Origin of the sequence: Candidatus Poriferisodalis sp., assembly GCF_965214215.1 — a bacterium.
Lineage (GTDB): Bacteria > Actinomycetota > Acidimicrobiia > Acidimicrobiales > Poriferisodalaceae > Poriferisodalis.
The window spans coordinates 2,147,126-2,168,171 of record NZ_CBDCBD010000003.1; the positions used below are offsets into that span (position 1 = coordinate 2,147,126).

The window sequence follows — 21,046 nt, forward strand, 5'->3', positions numbered from 1 at the left end:
AGTCAAGCGCGTGAACGACGAGCCTGCTCCGAAGCTTCCCGTCGGCCTGTTCGCGGGCCTGTTCGCGTCCTGATGCGGGATGGGCTCGCAGGCTGCTTGCTCCAGGCGTCGGCGCTAGAGCATTACGCCGAATAGCAGCGCGGTGAGGCCGCACAGCAGCGACACGCCTGCTCCCGCACCCCGCTTCGCCACGTTGTCGCCGGCGTTTTGATGCACCAGCGCGCCGACGCCGGAGATGAGCACCAGCAGCATCTTGATGCCGAGCAGCATCGACCAGCCCGAACTCGTCTCCTCGCTCGGGATGGCAAGCATCGACCACATGCCGGTCACGACTGCAATGCCGAATGCCGGCCAAGCCACCCGCGAGAACGCTTTCGCGGCAACCTTGCCCGAGCCCGGGTAGGCACGGCTGACGATGGGCACGACGGCGCCGACCACGATCTGGCCGCCGATCCACACCGTCACCGCCAGCACGTGCAGCACGACGCGGACGGTGTCGAGGTCAAACGTGACGACACGGCTCACTTCGCTGATTGCTGTCATGTGTGATCTCGATTCTGGGTCAGGGCTGGGGGAGTTCGGGTCGCGGGAATACCACGGATGGGGCGTGTCGCGGTGTCAGGAGCGGGCTTCGAGCAGGTCGGCCATGTTGTCGGCGTAGAAACGATCGAGCACGTGACCGTCGAATCCCTCCAGCGACGCGTTGAAGCGCCCCAGCGGATTACGGCCGCCCTCGATGTGGGGGTAGTCGCTCGAGAACAGGTACAGGTTCTCATTGGAGTCACGGATCATGGCGCCGACGTCCTCGAACGGGTACGGCGTGAAGGCCATCTGCCGGGTGATCTGTTGCGACGGCGCATCACCCAGCGCAGCCAGATCCGGCTCTGACCGCTTCCAGATCTCGACGACCTGATCGAGCCGGCGCAGCATCTGGGGCACCCAGCCCGCGCCGAGCTCGATGACGCCGCCGCGCAGATTCGGGTGGCGGGCCAGCACCCCGTCGAGCACCATCACGCCGACAAAGGTCTCCGCCGCTTGATGCAGCGCAACCATGTCTTTGCCGCGCACGTTCTCGCCGCCGCCGAGCCAATCGGTCGGCACCGGGCGGCCGGTGTCCATCCATTCGGGCTTGATCTGCAGTGGATTGCCGCCGACATGGAGGACGAACGGCACGCCCGCCTCGGCCATCTGCGCCCAGACCGGGTCGAGATCGGAATGTCCAGGCGACGCGCCGCCGGCGGGGCGGTGGGGGACCCACATCGCGCCGAGCCCGAGATCGAGCGCGTGGGTCATCTCCGCAGCGGCCATCTGTGGATCGTCGAGCGGCAGCAGCGCCACGCCGATCAGCCGGTCGTCGCCGGCGCAGAACTCGGCCATGCCCCGGTTGTGCGCACGGGCGGCGCCATAGCGAATGTCGAGATCGGCCGTGGGATCGAACGCAACGCCGACGCTGAAGGTCGCGAACACAAACTGCTGGGCGAATCCGAGCAAGTCCAGCGCCGTGGAACGCTCGGAAGCGTTGAACGCACCCAGCGCCTGGTATCCCTTCGGCCCAGCAATCAGGTCGTCGCCCAAAGCGGTGAGTTCTTCGACGGTTGCAGGGGAGTGAGCGCGCTGGCGCGCCGCTAGCTCCATGTCGTCGGTGAGTCGGCCGCCGTTGGCGAAGTCGATGTCGGGCAGCGAATCGCGGATACCGGGATCGGCATGTGCTCGCAGGAAATCCGGCAGCTCCATCAGGTGGCTGTCGGCATCGAGATAGGTCCGGTTGCGCGCGTAGGGCATGGCCGCAGGTTAGTGAGGGGATGCAACGAGTCGCCGGGCCGATCGGCGCCCGAAGCGACATGATCAGCCCCACGCTCACGTGGCCTTCGGTCTCGTGGCGCGGCTCAGGGCGCGCCTCGGAGCGCCGAGTTGGCCGTCGAGCACAGAACAGGTCGCGCTCGGGAGCTCGTCGGTAGCGTGGCGCGATGGCCGGTTCTCATGGGTCCCACGAACACTCCGGACCTCAGCGCACGTTCGAAGCCAAGGTGCTGACTGTCTCCGACGGCGTGATCGCCGGCACCCGTGACGATCGCAGCGGCGAGACGCTCGGCGAAACGTTGGCGAACGCGGGATACGTAGTGGTCGAACGCCGGGTGGTGGCCGATGGCATCGACACGGTGGCCGAAGCCTTGCGCGCCATGTCTCAAGGCTTTGCCGGCTTGATCGTCTCGACTGGCGGCACCGGCTTCACCGAGCGCGACCTCACCCCCGAAGGCACCCGCGCGGTGATCGAACGAGAAGCGCCGGGGCTGGCCGAGGCGATGCGGCTGGTGAACCCGCTGGGCCGCTTGTCACGGGGAGTGGCGGGCATCATCGGCCACGCGATCGTGCTGAACACGCCGGGCTCCACCAAGGGCTGCGTTGAGTGCTTCGAAGCCGTGGCCGACGTGCTGCCCCACGCGCTGGCACTGCTGGCAGGCGAACGGCTCCACTGATGAGTCCCGCCGGCCCGGCTCCGCTCGGCGCGCCGGCGAGCACGGCGGCGCACATCGACGCTGCGCATATGACGCGAGCAGTGGAGCTGGGCGAGGGCGTGCGGGGCACGACTGCGCCGAATCCATGGGTCGGCGCAGTGCTGCTCACCGCGGACGGTGCAGTGTTCGAGGGAGCGACCGAGCCGCCTCCGGGCCGCCATGCTGAGATCGTGGCGTTCGACGCGGCGCGCGCAGCGGGCGCGGATCCCGAAGGCGCCACGCTGTACACGACGCTCGAGCCGTGCTCGCACACCGGTCGGACGGCCCCGTGCGTGGAAGCCGTGATCGAAGCCCGAGCAGCTCGGGTGTTCGTCGGCGTCACCGATCCCGACCCGCAGGTGTCGGGCCGGGGCCGTGCGGTGCTTGTCGACAGCGGTGTCGAAGTCCACGAGGGGCTGTGCGCACACGAGGTCTCGGCTTCGCTCGGCCCGTACCTGCACCAACGCCGTGCGGGCAGGCCCTGGGTGGTGCTCAAGCTGGCCGCGACCCTCGACGGGCGCATCGGCGCGCCCGACGGCACCTCGCAATGGATCACGTCACCACAAGCCCGTGCCGATGCCCACGCGCTGCGTGCCCGCTGCGACGCAGTGCTGGTGGGTGCTGGCACCGTGCGTGCCGACAACCCATCGCTCACGGTCCGGAACGCGCCGGGTACCGATCCGCGTCGCTTCGTGCTGGGCACGGCGCCGTCTGCAGCAAACATCCATCCGTGCACCGAGGTCAGCGGGCCGCTGCCGGAGGTGCTGGAGGCGCTGGCCGCCCAGGGCGTCGTCGAACTGCTGGTGGAAGGCGGCGCTCACGTAGCGGGTGAGTTTCACCGGTTGGGTCTGGTCGACGAGTACGTCGTCTATCTCGCGCCGGCGCTCATGGGCGGCGATGACGGTCTGCCGTTGCTGGGGGGCGCAGGCGCAGCGAGCATCGACCAACTCTGGCGCGGCCAAATCACCGGCGTAAGCCAGATCGGACCGGACCTGCGCGTCACGCTTCGTCCGTTCACGCACCGCGAAGGGTCGTCCCCCGGTACGGTCGCTGCAGACGGGGTCGCCGAGCATCCGGCGAGCTGAAAACCGATCGGTCGGGAGGACGCGCGATGTACACAGGACTCGTCGAAGAACTCGGCAGCTTCGCTGGCCGCGACGGCGAGCGGTACCGATTCAACGCCGACCTGGTGCTCTGCGATGCCGCCGTCGACGACTCGATCTCGGTGAATGGCTGCTGCCTGACGGTCGTCGAGATGGGCGACGGCTGGTGGGAAGCAGACGTCAGCGCAGAAACTGTCAAGTGCACTGCGCTGGGCTCGCTGGCACAGGGCGATCCCGTGAATCTGGAGCGCTGCATGCGCTACGCCGACCGGCTCGGCGGTCATCTTGTGCAGGGCCACGTCGACGGCGTCGCGACCATCGTCCAACCTGCCCCCGACTTGCGCGTCGCGGTGTCGCCAGAGGGCGGCCTGCGTCGGTACTTGGTGGAGAAGGGCTCGGTCACCCTCAACGGCATCAGCCTGACCTGCTTCGACATCACCGACGACGACGAGGGCGGATGCGAGTTCTCCGTGGCGCTCATCCCGCACACGATGGCCATGACCACCATGGGCACTGCACAGCGCGGCGATCTCGTCAACCTCGAGGTCGACGTCCTCGCCCGCTATGTCGAGCGCCTGCTCGGGCAGAATGGGGCGGCAGCCGACGATGAGTGAGCCCGCCGTGTCCGATCGCCCAGCAGCCGACGACGCATCTGCGCAGACGCCCTTCGCTGCAATTCCCGACGCGATCGCCGCCATCGGCCGGGGCGAGATCGTGGTGGTGGTCGACGACGAAGACCGCGAGAACGAAGGCGACCTCATCATGGCCGCCGAGCACGCCACGCCCGAAGCCATGGCGTTCTTCGTGCGGTACACCTCCGGCGTCATCTGCGCGCCATTGATGGGGGAGCGGCTCGACGAGCTGGCCCTGCCCCTCATGGTCACTGTCAACACCGAGTCGATGCGCACGGCGTACACGGTCACCGTGGACGCATCCGAAGGCACCACGACGGGCATCTCCGCGGCCGATCGGGCGCTGACGCTCAATCGCCTCGCCGATCCCAAGTCGGTGCCCAACGACTTCAACCGTCCCGGCCACGTGCTGCCGTTGCGCTACCGCCCCGGTGGCGTGCTCAAGCGGGCCGGCCACACCGAAGCAGCCGTTGACCTCGCCCGCCTCGCCGGCTGCCATCCCGCCGGTGTGCTGTGCGAGGTGGTCAACGACAACGGCACCATGGCCCGACTGCCGGATCTTGTCGAATTCTGCGAGCGGCACGATCTGCTGCTGATATCCATCGCCGATCTCATCCGCTACCGGCGTGCCAACGAGCGCTTGGTCGACCCCATCTCGGCGGCGCGCATCCCGACGATCTACGGCGAGTTCACCGCCCACGTGTTCCGGGACTTCGACGACACCGAGCACCTGGCGCTGAGCCACGGCAACGTCATGGGCGCAGGGCCGGTGCTCGTGCGGGTACACAGCGAGTGCCTGACCGGCGACATCTTGGCCTCGATGCGCTGCGACTGCGGCGCCCAGTTGCATTTTGCGCTCGAATCGATTGCCGAGGCCGGTGCCGGTGTGCTGGTGTACTTGCGCGGACACGAAGGCCGAGGCATCGGCATCGGCCACAAGATGGCGGCGTACTCGCTGCAAGACCAAGGCCGCGACACCGTCGACGCCAATCTGGAGCTCGGCCTGCCGGTGGACAGCCGGGAGTATGGCATCGGCGCCCAGATCCTGGTGGAGCTCGGCGTGCAGAAGATGCGGTTGATGACGAACAACCCGAACAAGATCGGCGGCTTGGCCGGCTACGGGCTCGAGATCGTCGAGCGGGTGCCGACGGCGCTGCCGCCCAACCTGCACAACAAGGCCTATTTGCGCACCAAGAAGATGCGCCTCGGGCACCTGATCGACGACGACATCATCGGCAACTGACCCCGGCGCCACTCGGCGAAGCCCAAGGTCCGATATGCCTGTGGGGCACAGCGCACGAAAGCGGTAGGCAGCAGGTCGCGTGAGAGGTCGGCGCACTCTCGCGCAGTGTGCTCAGGGCAAACGGTCGCAGTGTCAGCTTGCCCCGGACCATTCGGCACCAACCACGAAAACGCGGCTGCGTCCGGCGCTGTCCTGGGCGGTGTTGAAGAGGATTCGCTGACCGTCAGGCGACCAGTCGGGGTTGATCTCACGGCCTTCCATGCTGGTGATCTGCGTGATCTTTCCGGTGCTGATTTCGAGGATGGCGATGTTTGATTCGCCCGCGACGGCGCGCCCATCCCGCGTCTCGAAGAGGCTGAATGCCAAACGTGTGCCATCCGGAGACCACGACAACTTGCTGTCGTCGATGGGCAGTCTGCCTCCGCGATTGTCGTCGGGAGGCAACAGCGTCGTATTGGATCCATCGGAGTCCATGAAGGCCAGCGGTCCGTTCCAGTGAAAGGCAATCTGGGAGCCTTCAGGAGACCAAGCTGGCGTTGATCCCCCACCGAATTTCCGGTTCAAGTCGACTGGGTTCTGCCCGTCGGCATCCATGGTCACGATGTACCGCTCGTCGTTGGACTGACTGTGGCGGCCGAATACGAGCCTGCGATTGTCAGGCGACCAAGTTGGAATATCGTCCTCAACAGCACCGCTGGTCAATTTGACAAGGTTCGATCCGTCACTGTTGACCGTCCAGATGTGGCTCTGGAGAGGATGATCGAGGGTCAAGCCGCTGAAGGCGATCTTGGAACCGTCCGGCGACCATGCGGGATATCCGACCGTAACGCCGAGGTCATCGTGCAGCACTCGCTCGTTGGTGCCGTCCCGGTCGGCGATCAGCAGCACGCTCGAGTAGTTGTGGAAGGCGATGTGCTGGCAATCAGGCGACCAGCTTGCATCAGCCGCCCATGGACTCTCAAGCAGCTGCATTGGCGCGCCAGCGGGCGTGCCACCGCAGGGACCCACGGCCGCTTCCTCGGCTCCGGACTCGTCGTCGCTGTCGCTTCCTTCGCGGTAAGCGTCAATGGCAGCGCTGCCGACTGCCGCGTCGCCACCGAACACGAGCAACTCGGCGGTGCCGTTGTCGGCCGAACGTCTTACCGTGTCGAGATAGCCGGCTGTGCTCTGAGGCACTTCGCCGGGATTCGTGAGTACCAACGCCGCGCATCGGCGAGCCAGGAGCGGCGCTGCGCTGAATGAGTCGAATGGGACGCGCGCCCGGGCAAGTCCAATCCTGGCTTGGGCAAAGCACTCGTCACTCGACCGCCCGGCCGCGTAGACAGCGGTCTTCGTTGCCGTTTCGAACCGTGATGCCCCGGCAATGCGATCTGTGGAGATGCCCAACCCTCCTATTGCATCCTCCACCGCTTGGGACAAGGCTGCGTGCCCGCCCATCAGCACGACATGCTCCATGCGCTCGCGCACGAGGTAGTCCGCGACGGAGGCGTGCAACTCGGCACTGGGCGTCAGCAGCACTGGATGGCCGCCATGTGCAGACAGCGGACCGGCGACCAGCGCATCAGCGAACACCTCGCCGCTGGCGATAATCGCGGTCCTTGCACCGCTCAGCGCCCCGACCACACCAAGACGTTCCGCCACTGCTACCCCAGTGCGGTAACGGTCGCCGCCGCCGATGCGCTCCACAGCGACCTCAGCCTGACGCAGTCGGTCGTCCACCGCCTCAGTGATCGTGCGCGCCACCCCTGTGCCACTGCTGACCAGCAGCACCTTCGATGCGCCGACGCGTTCCAGGAAATCCAGCGCGTCGCTGCGTACTGCATTTGGAGGTGTCATCAGCACGGGGGCCCCGAGGTGCCCTGCCACCGACGCCGCTACGACCGCCTCGTGCCAGCTCAGTCCCGACACCATGACTACCCACTCCAGTTCGCCGCCGGCATCAGCCGCGACTGCCTCGGCAACGAGCAGCGACGTGGCGTAGCGGTCCGATCCGCCGTATCGCACGACTTCTATTTCGGCGAGGTCGGACTCACCCGACTGCGCAGCAGCGTTGGAGACTGGCAGCAGCGCGATGGCGCCGAGAACGAGCACGGCAGGCAGGACCCCTACCCAGCGTCGAGATACAGCATTGGAGATCATGCAGTCGGTCCTCGAATCGAAGGTCACGGATGAGGGGAGTCTGGCGCATGGCGCGGCCATATGCGGAGCCTTCGTCCTTTCTTGTGATTGGGGTGGCTCAGTTCGGGGCTGGCCGCAAGCCGGTCGTCGCTTCAGACGTGGCGAATGCTGACGTCATCGGCGTAGGAGGCGAGGGCGATGAGGTCGCCGATGTCGCCGGTGACGACAATGCCGCCTGGCTCGGCTGTGGCCACCACCAATGCGTCCACTGCTGAGGCGCGCCCGGCGAGCGATCGCAGTACGCTGGCCCGGCGTGCCAGCGATTGGGGGACCTCTTCGACCACGATGCATGACTTGAGCAGCCGGTTCACCGCTGAGTCGGGGTGATCAGGGGACGATCTTGGAGATCGGCATCTCGATGATGTCGGTCGCACCCCGCTCGAGCAGCTCAGGAATGAGCACGTTGATCGTCTGCTTCGGGGCCACCGTCTCGACGGCGTAGGCCTCGCCACCCCAGAGTTCGTTCACGGTCGGCGCTTTCATCGACGGCAGCACGTCCACCACCGCGTCGAGGTGCTCACGGGCCACGTTCAGCTTCACCAGCACCTTGCCGCGAGCATCCAGCACCCCGTCGAGCAGCGTCTTGACCTGCGTCATCGCACGCCGCTTCGCCGGGTCGTCATAGGCGGCGCGGTTGGTGAAGATCTCGGTGTAGCTGGTGAGAATCTCGTCGATGATGCGCAGGCCCGCAGCCCGCAGGGCCCGGCCCGTCTCGGTGAGGTCGACCACCGCGTCCACGATCTCTGGCGCCTTGGCCTCGGTTGCGCCGTAGCTCAACCGAACATCGGCATCCACCCCCCGCTCGGCGAAGAACCGTCGAGTGAGCACCGGATACTCGCTCGACACCCTCACGCCGTCGGGCAGGTCGGCGATCGCCTGGTAGCCGCTGGCATCGGGTACCGCGACCACGATGCGCACCGGCCGTGCCGTGGCCTTGGAGTAGCGCAGCTCGCCCAGCGAGACCACGTCGCTGCTCGTCTCCTCGATCCAGTCGCGGCCCGCGATGCCCACATCGAACAAGCCGTCGGCCACATAGGACGGAATCTCTTGGGGACGCAGAATGCGCACGTCGTCGATGCGAGGGTCGTCGACGGTGGCGCGGTAGTCCACCGCCGAGCCCCGCCGCACCGGCAGGTCGGCGTCTTCGAATAGCTGCAGGGTCGCCTCTTCGAGCGAGCCCTTGGGTAGCACGAGCTTGAGCATGGGCGGCAACGGTACCCGCGGCACCCCACAGGACCCTGCCTATTTTCATGGACTGAACGGCGTTATGGGCTGAACGGCCTAGGCGGCTCAGCGGCGGCGATTACTCCGCCGCACTCTGCTGCTTGTGGATCTCTACGTAGGCCAGGCGAATCTGCTGCAACGCGCCCTGCAGCGTGTCGCCTGCGGGAAGCTGGTCGGCGAGGTGCTCCACCAGAAGACCTAGCGCGTCGATCGGCAGCCTGGCCTCGGCCAGGTCGGGAGGATCCCGCTGCAGATGAAGTGCTGCCAGCTCGAACAGCCCCATCATGTGGTTCTGCACGATCTCGGCGGCCGGCACCGATACCAGCTGCTCTTGGGCCTCGCGCAGCTGCGCCTGCATCTCGGCCAGCTCTTCGGGGTCGAATGGCTCGCCGGTGCGCGGGTCGATCGGCAGGCCCGTGTTTGGGTCGATGTCGAATGCGCCCTCGACGTCGCCATCACCGGCTTCGCCGGGATGGGGGGGTGGCGACTCGCTGGCGCTCTCGCGAGGAACTCGATGCTCACCTTCGGGCGTCCACAACGTGCTCATCGGCAACCTCTCCAAGTCGTTTCGCTGCGCCGGCCGGCGCCGACTCCGCAGCGCCGCCCCGCCGGCCTGTGCCGGCGCATCGGTCACGTCGCCGTGCCGCCTCTGGCCAGCGCTGTTACCCTACGGCCCTTACAACTGGAACAAGCGGGGTCTGACCCCCACCGAACCGCCCGAGGGCGCGTCTTGGTACTGGGCTCGCAACGGACGCCGCGTGGACGAGGAGCGTCCTTTGGACAAGCGAGAACGGCCATAGCACGCGCAAGCGACGGTGACGCCCGGATCAACGAGGACATCAGAGTCCGCGAGGTCCGATTGGTCGCTCCCGACGGTGAGCAGATCGGCATCAAGTCGGTCCCTGAGGCCCTGCAAATCGCCCGCAACTTGGACTTGGACCTCGTCGAGGTGGCGCCCAACGCCGCCCCGCCGGTCTGCCGGATCATGGATTACGGCAAGTACAAGTACGAGGCGGCACAGCGGGCCAAGGAGTCGCGACGCAAGTCGACGCACACGGGGCTGAAGGAGATGAAGTACCGGCCCAAGATCGGCACCGGCGACTTCGGCACCAAGACGGCCAAGGTCTCCAAGTTTCTCGAGGACGGCCACAAGGTCAAGGTCACCGTCATGTTCAGGGGGCGTGAAGTATTCCATCCCGAACTCGGCGGTCAGATCCTCGAACGGGTTGCCGAAGCGGTCGCGGATGTCGGCAAGGTCGATCAGTTCCCCCGTCTCGACGGGCGCAACATGACCATGTTGCTGAGCCCCGACCGCGCTTCACGCCAGCGTCGCAAAGCCGCAGATCCGCCCAGCGACTGAGGTGCAGCCGGCGCGTGCGGCCTGAGGCACGGCGCTCGCAGTACTGCCCAGATCCCGCGCCGACAGCCGGTGCGGGCCACATTGATCGAGCCACCACAACCAAGGCAGCAAACCCATGCCCAAGATGAAGACCCACAGCGGCGCCAAGAAGCGCTTCAAGACCACCGGTACCGGCAAGCTCGTGCGCCGCAAGCGCAATCGCAACCACCTGCTGGAGAAGAAATCTTCGGCGCGCAAGCGGCGCCTCGCACTCGAAGGCGAAGTGTCTGCAGCCGACGCCAAGCGCATCAACCGGATGCTGGGCCGCTGAGCCCCGAACCGCCAGAACTGACCCCATCGACACGGGAGGACCAACGTGGCACGAGTAAAGCGATCCGTAGCCAGTCGCACCCGCCGCAAGGCGACGCTGGCCAAGGCGAAGGGCTACTACGGCAACAAGAGCAGGTCATTTCGGGCTGCCAACGAGCAGGTCATGCACAGCGGGCAGTACGCGTTCCGCGACCGCAGAGCCCGCAAGGGCGAGTTCCGACGCCTGTGGATCCAGCGCATCAACGCTGCTGCACGTCAGAACGGCACCACCTACAGCCGTCTCATGCATGGTCTGGGCATTGCCGGCGTCAGTGTCGACCGCAAGAACCTGGCAGACCTCGCCGTGAGCGATCCCGCAGCGTTCGCTGCAATCGCTGAGCGAGCCGAGGCCGCCCTCACCGACGCAGCCGCCTGAGCACACATCCGCCGTCCAAAGCCGCGCTGGCGCGGCTGTCGCGCTTGGTGCGCGACCGGCGCCAGCGAGATGCCTCTGGCTTGGCTGTCGTCGAAGGGCCTCGTGCGGTCGACGGCGCACTTGCGAGCGGGGCCGTGCTGGAAGCGGTGTTCGCTCGGCCCGAACTGGTTGGCCGATACGCGCCCGAGGCCACCGCCGATGAGCATCCCGACGGGATCCGGCTCGGCGCGGATTACCCCGAGCGCATCCGCGCGGTCTACGCGGTTCCCGCCGATGAGCTCGACCCGCTGGCCGATGCGATGAATCCCCAAGGGGTGCTGGGGATCGCGCGATTCGCCGACGCGTCGCTCGAATCCGCAGCAGAGGCTTCACGCGTGGTGGTGCTCGAAGCTGTGCGGGACCCCGGCAATGCCGGCGCCGTGGTCCGCAGCGCGGTCGCCGCGGGCTTCGGCGCGGTGATCGCCACGCAGGGCACGACCGACTTGTGGAGCCCGAAGGCGCTGCGCGGCGCGGCAGGCCTGACATTCGCGCCCCAGGTGTGCCGAGGGCGCACGACAGCCGACGTTCTCGCTGCGCTGTCGGCCGGCGGCCACCAGCGCGTGCGAGCGACGCCCGACGGCGAGACCGGGGTGGACGAGCTGCAGGCTGCTGATCGCATGGCGCTCGTGGTGGGCAACGAAGCCCACGGGCCGTCGGCCGAAGCGGTGCGGGGCACCGATGTGGCCGTCTCGATTCCGATGCAGCACCCGGTGGACTCGCTCAACGTGGCAGTCGCCGCTGCCGTGATGATGTACGCCATGCGCGAATGAGCCTGGCGAGATCCGGCACGACGATGGCGCGGGCGATACGTCACCGCTGCGACCCGGTCGGTGCGTGAGCGCGGCAGGAAATACCGACCGTTCGGGGATGCAGACTCGTACCCTGCCTCCCGTGAACGGCCCGACCGCCGACCCCGTGCGCGAGGCATCGCTCGACACGTTGCTCGCCGACATCGATGCTGCACGCAACCAGGGGCTGGCTGCGATTGCCGAGGCATCGAGCACCGACGAGCTGGCGCAGGCCGAATCGGGCCTGTTCGGGCGCAAGTCGGCACTCGGGCCCATCAAGCAGGCGCTGGGCTCGCTTCCTCCCGCCGAGCGTGCAGGCGTCGGACGGGCGCTCAACGAGGCACAGCAGGAGTTGCGCACGGCACACGCCCGGGCCGCCGACGAGCTGTCTGCTTTGGCACGCCGCGAGCAGCTCCAGCGTGAATGGCTCGACCTCACCGAAACGCCGCCGGGGCCGAAGCGGGGGCACCTGCACTTGGTCACCCAGACCACTGAACGCCTCGAAGACGTCTTCGTCGGCATGGGATTCACCGTCTCCGAGGGCCCTCAAGCCGAGACCGACTGGTACAACTTCGAGGCGCTGAACCTGCCGGCTGCCCACCCCGCCCGATCCATGTGGGACACGCTCTACCTGGACCTCGGCGAGCGCACTGAGCTCGGCGACGGCGAGGGCGGCGAGGCGTCCAACGTGCTGCTGCGCACCCACACTTCGCCCGTGCAGATCCGGGTCATGGAACGCCAGCCGCCGCCGATCTACACCATCTGCCCAGGGCGTGTGTTCCGGCGCGACACTGCCGACGCCAGTCACATGCCGGTCTTCCATCAGCTCGAAGGCCTCGTGGTGGACCGCGGCATCTCGTTCGCCGATCTGGCGGGAACGCTGGAGGAGTTCACCTCGGCGTACTTCGGCAGGTCGATCTCGTCACGGCTGCGCCCCTCGTACTTCCCGTTCACCGAGCCGTCCGCGGAATTCGACATCACCTGCGTGATCTGCGAGGGCGCAGGATGCCAGACCTGCCAGCGCACCGGCTGGATCGAGCTGGGCGGCTGCGGCATGGTGCATCCCAATGTGCTAACCAACTGCGGTATCGACTTCGAGGAATGGACGGGGTTCGCATTCGGCTTCGGCATCGATCGTCTGGCGCTGATGCGTCACGGCATCGACGACCTGCGAGACATGTACTCCAACGACATCCGGTTCCTCAGCCAGTTCTGATGCCGTCCCATCGACCAGTCCCTGGGGGTCAACCCCGATGAAGGTGCTGCTGAGCTGGCTGCGCGAGTTCGCGCCCATCGAAGGTGACCCCGCCGAGATCGGAGATCACCTGAGCGATCTCGGCATGGCAGTCGAGGAGATGCGCGTCCTGCCGCCCCTCGACGGGGTCGTTGTGGCCCGCGTGGCCGGCTTGAGGCCGCATCCCGAGGCTGACCGCATTCAGCTTGTCGATGTCGAGCTGCCCGGCGCTTCGGGCGAAGGGACCAACGGCGCGCTGCAGGTGTGCTGCGGGGCGTTCAACATGTCGGTCGGCGACCTTGTGCCGCTGGCGACGGTCGGCACCACGATGCCTGGGGGACTCGAGATCGGCGAGCGCCGCTTGCGCGGCCAGCTCTCCCAGGGGATGTGCTGCTCTGCCGCGGAGCTCGAGTTGGGCGCTGACGCCGACGGCATCATGATCCTGCCCAGCAACTTCGAGCTCGGCGCTTCGCTCATGTCCCAGCTCGGCCTCGACGGAGATGTCCTGTACGACCTCGAGGTGAACCCGAACCGTCCCGACGCCATGTCGGTGGCCGGCGTGGCACGTGATCTGGCGGCCCGCCTCGGCGTCCCCTTCCGGATTCCTGAGCCAGCCGTCGACGAGACCGGCGAAGACATCTCGACGGTGGCGTCAGTGCAGATCATCGACCCCGATCTCTGCGGCCGCTTCGGTGTGCGCGTCATCGGCGGCGTGTCCATCGGCCCTTCGCCGCTGTGGATGCAGGCTCGGCTCACCCTGTGCGGGATGCGCCCGATCAACTCCGTAGTGGACGTGTCGAACTACGTGATGCTCGAGCTCGGCACTCCCAACCACACCTATGACCTGGCCTTGGTGCCAGGCGGCCATCTCGGCACGCGTCGCAGCGCCGGCGGCGAGAGCGTGGTGACGCTCGACGGCGCCGAACGCGAGTTGCTCCGGGGCGACGGCGTGATCGTCGACCGTGATGACCGCCTGATCGGCATCGCAGGCGTCATGGGAGCGGCCAACACCGAGATCAGCGATGACACCGCTGCCGTGCTGCTTGAGCTGGCCTGTTGGGACCGGCTGTCGATCACCCGCACCTCGCAGCGCTTGGGATTGCGCTCGGAAGCCTCGATGCGCTTCGAGCGCGGCACCGACCACGAGCTGGTGCCCATCGCGCTCGACCGTTTCTGCGAGCTGCTGAACCGTGTGACCCCCGGTGGGGTGTCGGTGTGCCGCGGTCGGCTCGACGGCCGGGGCGAGCTGCCCGAGTCGACCCGCGTCCGGGTTCGTCCCGCCCGCATGAGCCACTTGCTGGGACACGACTTCACCGCTGCGCAAGTGCGAGCGCTGCTCGAACCCATCGGGTTCGCCTGCGAGTCGGCTGACGACTCGTCGGCGCTGGCCGTCGATGACTTGTCCGCCACGGGCACATCCGACGGCGGCGATGTCGCCGAGCAGCAGCCCGCGGTTGTCGCGACCGTGCCCAGCTTCCGCCCCGATGTCGTCACCGAGACCGACGTAGCCGAGGAGGTAGCCCGCCACTACGGCTATGGGCGCCTCGGCCGCACCGTCCCGCGCTCGCCCGAGCCGGGCCGCTTGACGCCGGCCCAGCGACTGCGCCGCGACCTGCGGCGTGTGCTGGTCGGCGCCGGCCTGGCCGAAGCGATGCCCAACCCGTTTCTGGCGCCCGACGCCGTGCGCCGCGCCAGCATCGGCGGTGCCGAACCCGTCCGGCTGCTGAACCCCTTGGCGACCGAGGAGTCGATACTGCGACCTTCGCTGTTGCCAGGGTTGCTCACTGCTGCGGCATACAACACCGCGCACCGCAACGAGGGCGTGTCGCTGTTCGAGATAGGGGTGGTGTTCGGCCAGCCAGCGCCAGGCGACCCGCTGCCGACCGAGACCGAGCAGCTCGGTGCCATATGGACCGCAGGAGCAGCGTCGGACGCCGTGCATCTGTGGGACCTGATCGCTTCGGCGTTCGGGCTCGACGCATCGCTGACCAATGCGGGAGACCTCGACGGAATGCATCCGGTCCGCGCCGCCCGCGTCATCGTCGGCGGGCAACCCGTGGGCGCAGTGGGCGAGATCGATCCGGTCGTGTGCGAGCGCCACGGTCTCGAACAACGCTGCGCTTGGCTGCAGGTCGACATGGGGCCTCTGCTCGAAGCCGCCGCCGCACACGCTGACCGGCCCTACCAGCTGGTCTCCACCTACCCATCGAGCGACATCGACCTGGCATTCGCCGTCCCCGATGATGTCCAAGCGTCGCACGTACGTGACACGCTGGCGGCCGTGGGCGGAGCGGAGCTGCGCTCAGTAGAGCTCTTCGATGTCTACAGAGGCGACCAGATGGCCGCCGGCGTGCGCTCGCTGGCCTTCCGCCTGCGCCTCCAAGCCGACGACCGCACCCTCACCGACGACCAAGTAGCCGAAATCCGCCAACGCTGCATCGACGAGGTGGAGGGTCTGCACGGGGCTGTCTTGCGCTGACATGCTGGCGTGGCGGTCTGAACGAGTAGGCCCAGCGGTGCTCGGCGAAGATCGGAACGCATCCGGAGCGTTGGCTGGTTCCAAGCGCATGCGCTGGCTCTAGTTACCCGCCATGCGCATAATGCGCTAGTCAGCGCACAACATAATACGCTAGTTGCAGCACACACCCTGCGGCTGCGTCGCGAGCGTGACGATCCCGAACACGCCCCGAGGAATCATGCCTAGTCCCAACGAGAAGCTGGCAGCTTCGATGGAGGAGTTGCAGCGAGTCCAAGGCGAGCGGCGTGTGCTGCGCTCAGCGGAATTATCGCGCACTCATCGTGAACGCCTGATGCGCAGCGGTTTCCTGCGGCGTGCCACCAAGGGATGGCTCTTCGTTACGAACCCGGCCGACTCGCCTGACAATACGACGGGGTGGTATGGGTGCTTTTGGGAGTTCTGCATCAGCCGATGCGAATATCGATTCGGCGATTCGTGGCATCTCTCCCCAGAGGCTTCGATCCTGCAACATGCCGGCGCAACTGCAATTCCCTCACAGGTCGTCGTCTGCTCTCCTATCGCTGGCAACCACGTTGTCGAGCTGCCGTACAACACGTCGGTACTCGACCTGAGACTGACGCGAGAGATCGATCCAGACGATGTGACCGCCAACGTGGACGGGCTGCGAGTGCTGACCCCGTCGGCGGCGCTCATCGGTTCGTCGGCGCATCTGTTCAGGACACAGCGCATTGCCGTGACCACGGTGCTGGCACAAATGGGCGACCACCAGCAGCTCCTGAGGCGGCTTCTTGATGGTGCTCACACGACGATCGCTGGGAGGTTGGCTGGGTCCTTCAGGTCAATCGGCCGTGAGAATGTCGCTGACGATGTGATCCGCGGGATGAGGAGCGCCGGATTCAACGTGCGCGAAGTCTGCCCCTGGCAAGACACCACGCCAGTCCGATTGCACAGACCAGCCGAGCATCCGGCTGCACTCAGGATTCGGGTGATCTGGGAGAGCCTTCGGGATGCGGTCATTGCGATCATGCCCCAAGCAAGCGGGCTGCCGGCCGACGCAGGTGCCTACCTCGGTGTCGTCGACGACCAGTACCGGCTCGACGCCTACCACTCGTTGTCAATCGAGGGTTATCGGGTTTCGACCGAACTCATTGAGCGAGTCCGCCTCGGAACATGGAGTCCGCACTCGAATTCCAGCGACACCTCCGCTCGGGACGCGATGGCAGCGCGCGGCTATTGGCAAGCGTTCCAGCAGGTGCGCGCCACGGTGTCAGACGTCCTGTCCGGTGCCAATGCAGCGCGACTTGTGCGCGACCGGCATCAGGACTGGTACCGGGAACTGTTCGGGCCGTCGGTGGACATCGGGCTCGTCACGCCGAGCGGCCTCAGCGGATATCGAAGGCATCCGACATATCTCCGAGGTTCGCGTCATGTGCCGATGCGATGGGATGCGGTGCCGGGCGCCATGAAGGAGCTATTCGAATTGATGGACGAGGACGAAGAACCAGCCGTACAAGCCGTGCTCGGACACTTCTTGTTCGGATTCATTCATCCCTACGCAGACGGCAACGGCCGCATGGCCCGTTTCATTATGAACACCATGCTCGCGTCGGGTGGCTTCCCGTGGATCTCCGTGCGTGTCGCAGACCGGAAGAAGTACATGGATGCTCTCGAGGCTGCGAGCCTGGACCAGACGATCGAGCCGTTCGCAGAGTTCTTGGCGGAACGCGTGGAGGCGACTGGGGCCGGCTAGAGGCATCGAGGCACCGCTCCCGTGCGCCCTGCGCCATGTCTGATCAGTAGCCCAGGCGCAGTTAGTCGGCGCCGCTCAACGGCTCGCCGGCGGGCTCTCCTCGCGGAAGCGTGAGGTGTTCGTCTCAGGACTTGCGTCGGCAGACGGCTTGGGGTTTGCTTGTGCCTGCCTTCAGGTCGTCGGACTGGCTGAGCTCGGCGTCGGTGGGTGTGACGTCGTCACCCTTGTCGGTAGGTCCGTTGAAGACGGCCTCGACGTCGAGATTTGTGTCGCTGTAGAGGATCTCGAGGCGTTCGCAGCGGGCAGTGAAGTAGAGCTCCCACCGCTGCCAGGTGTTGAAGCGGGCGTCGTCTGGTGATGCCGTGCGGGCCTCACGGATGACCGTGTCGGCAGCGACGTTGGCAGCGGTTGCGCGTGCGCTGGCACCGCCGAGTTGCTCAGCCGTGTCGTCGACCACATTCTGGACGAGGACGACAGCGAGTGCGGCGAGTCCGGCGACGGCAGCGACGATGAGCAGCCATTCGAGGGTCGTGAGGCCCGATTCGTCGCGGCGAACGGCGGAACGAAAAATGCGATCGGTCATGGGGTCTTCTTTCGGTTGGGTTGGGGGTGTGTCATGGGACGGGTCCGTGTGCTGCAAGCAGTGCTGCCGCAATGACTCCGGTGCCCACGGCGAGTGCAGGAGCGCAGCGGATCGACGCCTCGCGGCCGCGATGCAGCCGTGAAATGAGCGCCCGTGGCGATGCGGCGATGGCGCCGGCTGTCAGGGCCCACCAGGGCCACGCGATTCCCCACCAGCTCACGAGCAGACTGTTGACGATGATCAGCCGGATGTCGCCGTAGCCGATGGCATCGGGACGTCTCCGGTCAGCGACCTCTGTCGCCGCGGCCACTGCAGCGCTGCCTATGAATGTGCGGATAAGTCGAAGCGGTTCGCCCAAGGCCAGTGCTGAGGCCGCCCATAACACGGCGATGACCGAACCGGCGAGCCAGCAGGCTTGGCGTGAGACGATTGAATAGCGCAAGTCCGTCCATGAGGCGTGGGCACCGAGTAGCGCCCACACACAGACGGCGGTCCACACTGGTGCCTGCGCAGTCACGACTGCTGCTCACGGACGGTCTGCGAGACTGGGCTGACGTCGGGCTCATCGAGTTTGTCGGGGTCAGGTTGGTGCGGCATGCTGGCGGTCACTGCAACGTGGGCGCCGTGCCCGTGCAGCGTGCGGGTGCCGAAGAGACCACGTACGGGCGCTGTCGCCCCGTCGGTTTCGCAGGTGACATGGGTGGTGACGACCAGCACCTGCTGGACGGCGTCGGTGTCGGAGTCCGCTGCGGAGAGTTCGGCTTGGGCCGTGGTCACATAGCCGGCGCTGCCTGCTGGCGGCTGAGGCCCGGCCTGGCAGAGATAGTCGAGTCCGGGCCGGCTGGCGATCACCGTCTCGGCGATGATCTCGCGCTCCGATCCGTGCGCCGGTTCAGGGTCCGTGTCGGGGTCGGTGACGGCGCCCGTGATGTGTTCGCTGTTGCAGCACACCGCTGCCGCGACGGCGGCTTCTTCGGCGACGAGGCTGGTGATGAGTTCGGCGCGCCCTGCGCGGCCGGCCCACAGGATGAGCAGGACGAGCAAGGCGAGCATCGGGGTGAGCACCATCAGCTCCAGCGATGACGTGGAACCCGACTCCTCCCGCCGTGCGGGGCGGTGCCGTCGCTCGATGGCGCCGCGATCGGGCCGCCGGTGTCGATGCTGCCGTTGGGCCGGTGCCGAGGGTCGCATCGGATCTACCTGCTGCCGAACGAGGTGTGGGTAGGCAGCGACACGGCAACAGAACGCGCTCGGTCCTCGAGCCGGGGTCGGGCTTCGAGCGGCACGACGTCGAACAGATCTCCGCAGCCCTCGACGCCATCAACGGCGTCGCCGGACCGGGTGATGCGTCCGACGGCTTCGGTGCTGATGGTGATGCCGTCGGGCCAGACTTGGGCTGCTGCCCAGTCGCCGGTGGCCCATTCTGCGGTGAGCGCGAGATACGCAGCGTTAGCTGCCACCGTTCTGCCTCCCGTGTGGCAGGGCAGACTGACGGCGTGTACGTCGTCGCCTGCAGCCGCTGTGGTGTAAGCGCTGCTGTAGGTGCCGGTGACCGTGCCGTAGTCGAAGCCGCGGGCCGAGAGCCCGGCGAGCAGCGACGCGGTCAACGTCTCGCAGACGTGTCGGAGGCTGTTGTCTTCCATGTGGGGCGGAGTTCCTGTCGTTGGGTCGCGGAGCGGAGCGCAGTCGTCGAAGAACCAGCCGATCACGTCGTGGTCGCGACCTTGGGCGTCCCGCCACGCGACGGCCAGGGTCGCGAGATCGGCTGCCGCTGCATCGGCGGCGGAACCGGCAGCGAGCCGTTTGGGCACGGCGACGGCAGCAATCGCGGCGAACACGCAGACGGGCACCATCAACATCACCAGCAGGCTCACCGCACCGCCGGTCTCGTTTCGGCGTCGTCGCCCCGTCGCCGTGACGGCGCTCCTCGCGTTCGTAGACGGCTGCCTCATGGCGCGCCTGCACCGGGGGCAGAGCGCCCCGTTCGCGCCCGCCTCGACGAGCGCGGCGAGGTGCTGCCGCTGCTGACCCTGTGGCCGGCGCTCGTTGTGCTGCTGCTGGTCCTCGCGGCGCAGGCGTTCCTGGTCACCGGAGCGCGTGCGCAGGCTGAAGCCGCGGCATCTGCGGGGCTGCGAGCCGCGTGGGCGGCTGTCGGCGACGCAGGCTTGGCGTACGCGGGCGACGGCAGCCTGCACACAGGAGCCGAACCGCACCCGGCGGTGGCCACGATGGCAGAGGCTGCCCACGACGCGGTCGCGTACGCGGCAGCGGCAAACCCAGCCGGGTGGCGCTGGTGGACGCCGGGTGCCTCGTCTGTCCGCAGCGACTGGTGCCACAGCAGCGCCGCAGCCGCTGGTCGCCCCGGGCCCGATGAGCACGGCTGGGTCCGCGTGGAGGTGTCCGGCAGCGTCGTCGGGCCCTTCAGCGCACTGTGGCCGGGCCGGCTTGACACGGTCCACGCCGCAGCGGCTGGCCCTGCCGTGCTCACGCCGAAAACTGTCAAAGCCACGTCAGGAAAACAGAGCGCTGATGCTGGCCGCGCTGCGGCGCCCGTCGTCCCGCCATCCTTGCCGGAGTGCTGAGTCAAGAACCAGGTCATCGCGGCTGAAGCTCGACCTGGCACACCCAGCGCCCGGAAGTCGTGGTTGGCAACTCGTCAGCCGAAGCGTGCACGTCGTCGCTGGCAGGTGTGCTGTCGGTCGGTGGCGAAGACCCCTCGGACTCCGCCGTTGTCAGCGTGGGTGCCGTGATGTCGCGCACCCCAGGCAGAGTGATGCCGACGTCGATCCAGACCCACTCGGCATGGCGGATGGCACCGGGGTAGGCGGCGACGAGACGGCGGCAGCGTTGTGCGAGCAGGTCCAAAAGTGCTTGAGAACGGGCGCTCTGAGCGGGGTCGTCCGCTGTGCGGGCGAGCGAGATCTGCGCGCCGACTGCGTCTTCGGATATACGGGCAGCGGCGATGTGGGCTGCGACGACTGCTGTGAGGGGGTCTTCGGCGACGCGGCTGGCCTCGTCGATGAGGCCCCTGAACGCGATCGACAGGACAGCGGCGAATCCGCCGGCAGCGGCGATGACCAGCAGCCATTCCAACGTCGCGAGTCCCGCTGTGCCGCGGCTCAAAGCAGGCGGCTGTCCAGGCAACTGGCGGCCCGGCGCGTTGCGCGGCGACGCGGGCGGGGGCACGGTGGCGGGATGGCAGCTGTGGCTCATC

23 protein-coding genes are annotated in these 21,046 nt (G+C 67.2%); 12 read left to right on the forward strand and 11 right to left on the reverse strand.

What is annotated here, in order from left to right; all coding sequences use genetic code 11:
• Positions 1-114: 114 nt before the first annotated feature.
• Complete coding sequence (locus ACOOF5_RS12160; RefSeq protein WP_420439490.1) at positions 115-543, reverse strand: hypothetical protein; 429 nt, start codon at positions 541-543, stop codon at positions 115-117.
• Positions 544-618: 75 nt separating this feature from the next.
• Positions 619-1,782: an amidohydrolase family protein gene (locus tag ACOOF5_RS12165; RefSeq protein ID WP_420439492.1), complete on the reverse strand. Its 1,164-nt coding sequence runs from the start codon at positions 1,780-1,782 to the stop codon at positions 619-621.
• A gap of 185 nt (positions 1,783-1,967) precedes the next feature.
• On the opposite strand from ACOOF5_RS12165, the gene ACOOF5_RS12170 reads away from it, so the two are divergent.
• From ACOOF5_RS12170 to ACOOF5_RS12185, 4 genes are all read left to right on the forward strand, one after another.
• Entirely contained in the window at positions 1,968-2,477 is a 510-nt protein-coding gene (locus tag ACOOF5_RS12170; protein WP_420439494.1) for a MogA/MoaB family molybdenum cofactor biosynthesis protein, read from the forward strand.
• 68 nt (positions 2,478-2,545) lie between these two features.
• Entirely contained in the window at positions 2,546-3,580 is a 1,035-nt protein-coding gene (gene ribD, locus ACOOF5_RS12175; RefSeq protein WP_420439496.1) for a bifunctional diaminohydroxyphosphoribosylaminopyrimidine deaminase/5-amino-6-(5-phosphoribosylamino)uracil reductase RibD, read from the forward strand.
• A gap of 26 nt (positions 3,581-3,606) precedes the next feature.
• Positions 3,607-4,212: a riboflavin synthase gene (locus ACOOF5_RS12180; protein ID WP_420439498.1), complete on the forward strand. Its 606-nt coding sequence runs from the start codon at positions 3,607-3,609 to the stop codon at positions 4,210-4,212.
• A complete protein-coding gene (locus ACOOF5_RS12185; RefSeq protein WP_420439500.1) occupies positions 4,205-5,473 on the forward strand; it encodes a bifunctional 3,4-dihydroxy-2-butanone-4-phosphate synthase/GTP cyclohydrolase II in 1,269 nt (422 codons plus the stop codon). Before ACOOF5_RS12180 ends, ACOOF5_RS12185 begins: the two co-directional genes overlap by 8 nt.
• A gap of 132 nt (positions 5,474-5,605) precedes the next feature.
• Here ACOOF5_RS12185 and ACOOF5_RS12190 read toward each other — a convergent pair whose 3' ends face one another.
• The 4 genes from ACOOF5_RS12190 to ACOOF5_RS12205 form a co-directional block, all read right to left on the reverse strand.
• Entirely contained in the window at positions 5,606-7,612 is a 2,007-nt protein-coding gene (locus ACOOF5_RS12190) for a cell wall-binding repeat-containing protein (protein ID WP_420439502.1), read from the reverse strand.
• 131 nt (positions 7,613-7,743) lie between these two features.
• Entirely contained in the window at positions 7,744-7,962 is a 219-nt protein-coding gene (locus ACOOF5_RS12195; protein ID WP_420439504.1) for a hypothetical protein, read from the reverse strand.
• Positions 7,963-7,978: 16 nt separating this feature from the next.
• Positions 7,979-8,854, reverse strand: a complete 876-nt coding sequence (gene hisG / locus ACOOF5_RS12200) for an ATP phosphoribosyltransferase (protein WP_420439506.1) — start codon at positions 8,852-8,854, stop codon at positions 7,979-7,981.
• Between the two features lie 100 nt (positions 8,855-8,954).
• Complete coding sequence (locus ACOOF5_RS12205; RefSeq protein ID WP_420439508.1) at positions 8,955-9,422, reverse strand: hypothetical protein; 468 nt, start codon at positions 9,420-9,422, stop codon at positions 8,955-8,957.
• Positions 9,423-9,701: 279 nt separating this feature from the next.
• Between ACOOF5_RS12205 and infC the strand changes: the two genes are divergently transcribed.
• From infC to ACOOF5_RS12240, 7 genes are all read left to right on the forward strand, one after another.
• Entirely contained in the window at positions 9,702-10,235 is a 534-nt protein-coding gene (infC, locus tag ACOOF5_RS12210) for a translation initiation factor IF-3 (protein WP_420440977.1), read from the forward strand.
• A 115-nt stretch (positions 10,236-10,350) separates the two neighbouring features.
• Entirely contained in the window at positions 10,351-10,545 is a 195-nt protein-coding gene (gene rpmI, locus ACOOF5_RS12215) for a 50S ribosomal protein L35 (protein WP_419839531.1), read from the forward strand.
• A 45-nt stretch (positions 10,546-10,590) separates the two neighbouring features.
• Complete coding sequence (gene rplT / locus ACOOF5_RS12220; RefSeq protein WP_420439510.1) at positions 10,591-10,959, forward strand: 50S ribosomal protein L20; 369 nt, start codon at positions 10,591-10,593, stop codon at positions 10,957-10,959.
• A 47-nt stretch (positions 10,960-11,006) separates the two neighbouring features.
• Positions 11,007-11,768 carry a TrmH family RNA methyltransferase gene (locus tag ACOOF5_RS12225; protein ID WP_420439512.1) on the forward strand — a complete coding sequence of 254 codons (762 nt, stop codon included), beginning with the start codon at positions 11,007-11,009 and terminating at the stop codon, positions 11,766-11,768.
• Positions 11,769-11,949: 181 nt separating this feature from the next.
• Complete coding sequence (gene pheS, locus ACOOF5_RS12230; RefSeq protein WP_420440979.1) at positions 11,950-13,002, forward strand: phenylalanine--tRNA ligase subunit alpha; 1,053 nt, start codon at positions 11,950-11,952, stop codon at positions 13,000-13,002.
• Between the two features lie 37 nt (positions 13,003-13,039).
• Entirely contained in the window at positions 13,040-15,499 is a 2,460-nt protein-coding gene (locus tag ACOOF5_RS12235) for a phenylalanine--tRNA ligase subunit beta (RefSeq protein ID WP_420439514.1), read from the forward strand.
• Between the two features lie 217 nt (positions 15,500-15,716).
• A complete protein-coding gene (locus ACOOF5_RS12240) occupies positions 15,717-17,249 on the forward strand; it encodes a Fic family protein (RefSeq protein ID WP_420439516.1) in 1,533 nt (510 codons plus the stop codon).
• Positions 17,250-17,373: 124 nt separating this feature from the next.
• Here the strand turns inward: ACOOF5_RS12240 and ACOOF5_RS12245 are convergent, their stop codons facing one another.
• The 4 genes from ACOOF5_RS12245 to ACOOF5_RS12260 are packed head-to-tail and all read right to left on the reverse strand — an operon-like array spanning position 17,374 to position 19,784.
• Positions 17,374-17,832, reverse strand: coding sequence for a hypothetical protein (locus tag ACOOF5_RS12245; protein ID WP_420439518.1), 459 nt, complete (start codon positions 17,830-17,832; stop codon positions 17,374-17,376).
• 31 nt (positions 17,833-17,863) lie between these two features.
• Positions 17,864-18,349, reverse strand: coding sequence for a prepilin peptidase (locus ACOOF5_RS12250; protein ID WP_420439520.1), 486 nt, complete (start codon positions 18,347-18,349; stop codon positions 17,864-17,866).
• A complete protein-coding gene (locus ACOOF5_RS12255) occupies positions 18,346-19,023 on the reverse strand; it encodes a hypothetical protein (protein WP_420439522.1) in 678 nt (225 codons plus the stop codon). Before ACOOF5_RS12255 ends, ACOOF5_RS12250 begins: the two co-directional genes overlap by 4 nt.
• 5 nt (positions 19,024-19,028) lie before the next feature.
• Positions 19,029-19,784: a hypothetical protein gene (locus ACOOF5_RS12260; RefSeq protein ID WP_420439526.1), complete on the reverse strand. Its 756-nt coding sequence runs from the start codon at positions 19,782-19,784 to the stop codon at positions 19,029-19,031.
• A 60-nt stretch (positions 19,785-19,844) separates the two neighbouring features.
• Here ACOOF5_RS12260 and ACOOF5_RS12265 point away from each other — a divergent pair, with 60 nt between their 5' ends.
• Positions 19,845-20,414 (forward strand): hypothetical protein, encoded by a 570-nt coding sequence (locus ACOOF5_RS12265; protein ID WP_420439529.1) that lies wholly within the window; start codon positions 19,845-19,847, stop codon positions 20,412-20,414.
• A gap of 13 nt (positions 20,415-20,427) precedes the next feature.
• Here the strand turns inward: ACOOF5_RS12265 and ACOOF5_RS12270 are convergent, their stop codons facing one another.
• Positions 20,428-21,045, reverse strand: a complete 618-nt coding sequence (locus ACOOF5_RS12270; protein WP_420439530.1) for a hypothetical protein — start codon at positions 21,043-21,045, stop codon at positions 20,428-20,430.
• Position 21,046: the final 1 nt, after the last annotated feature.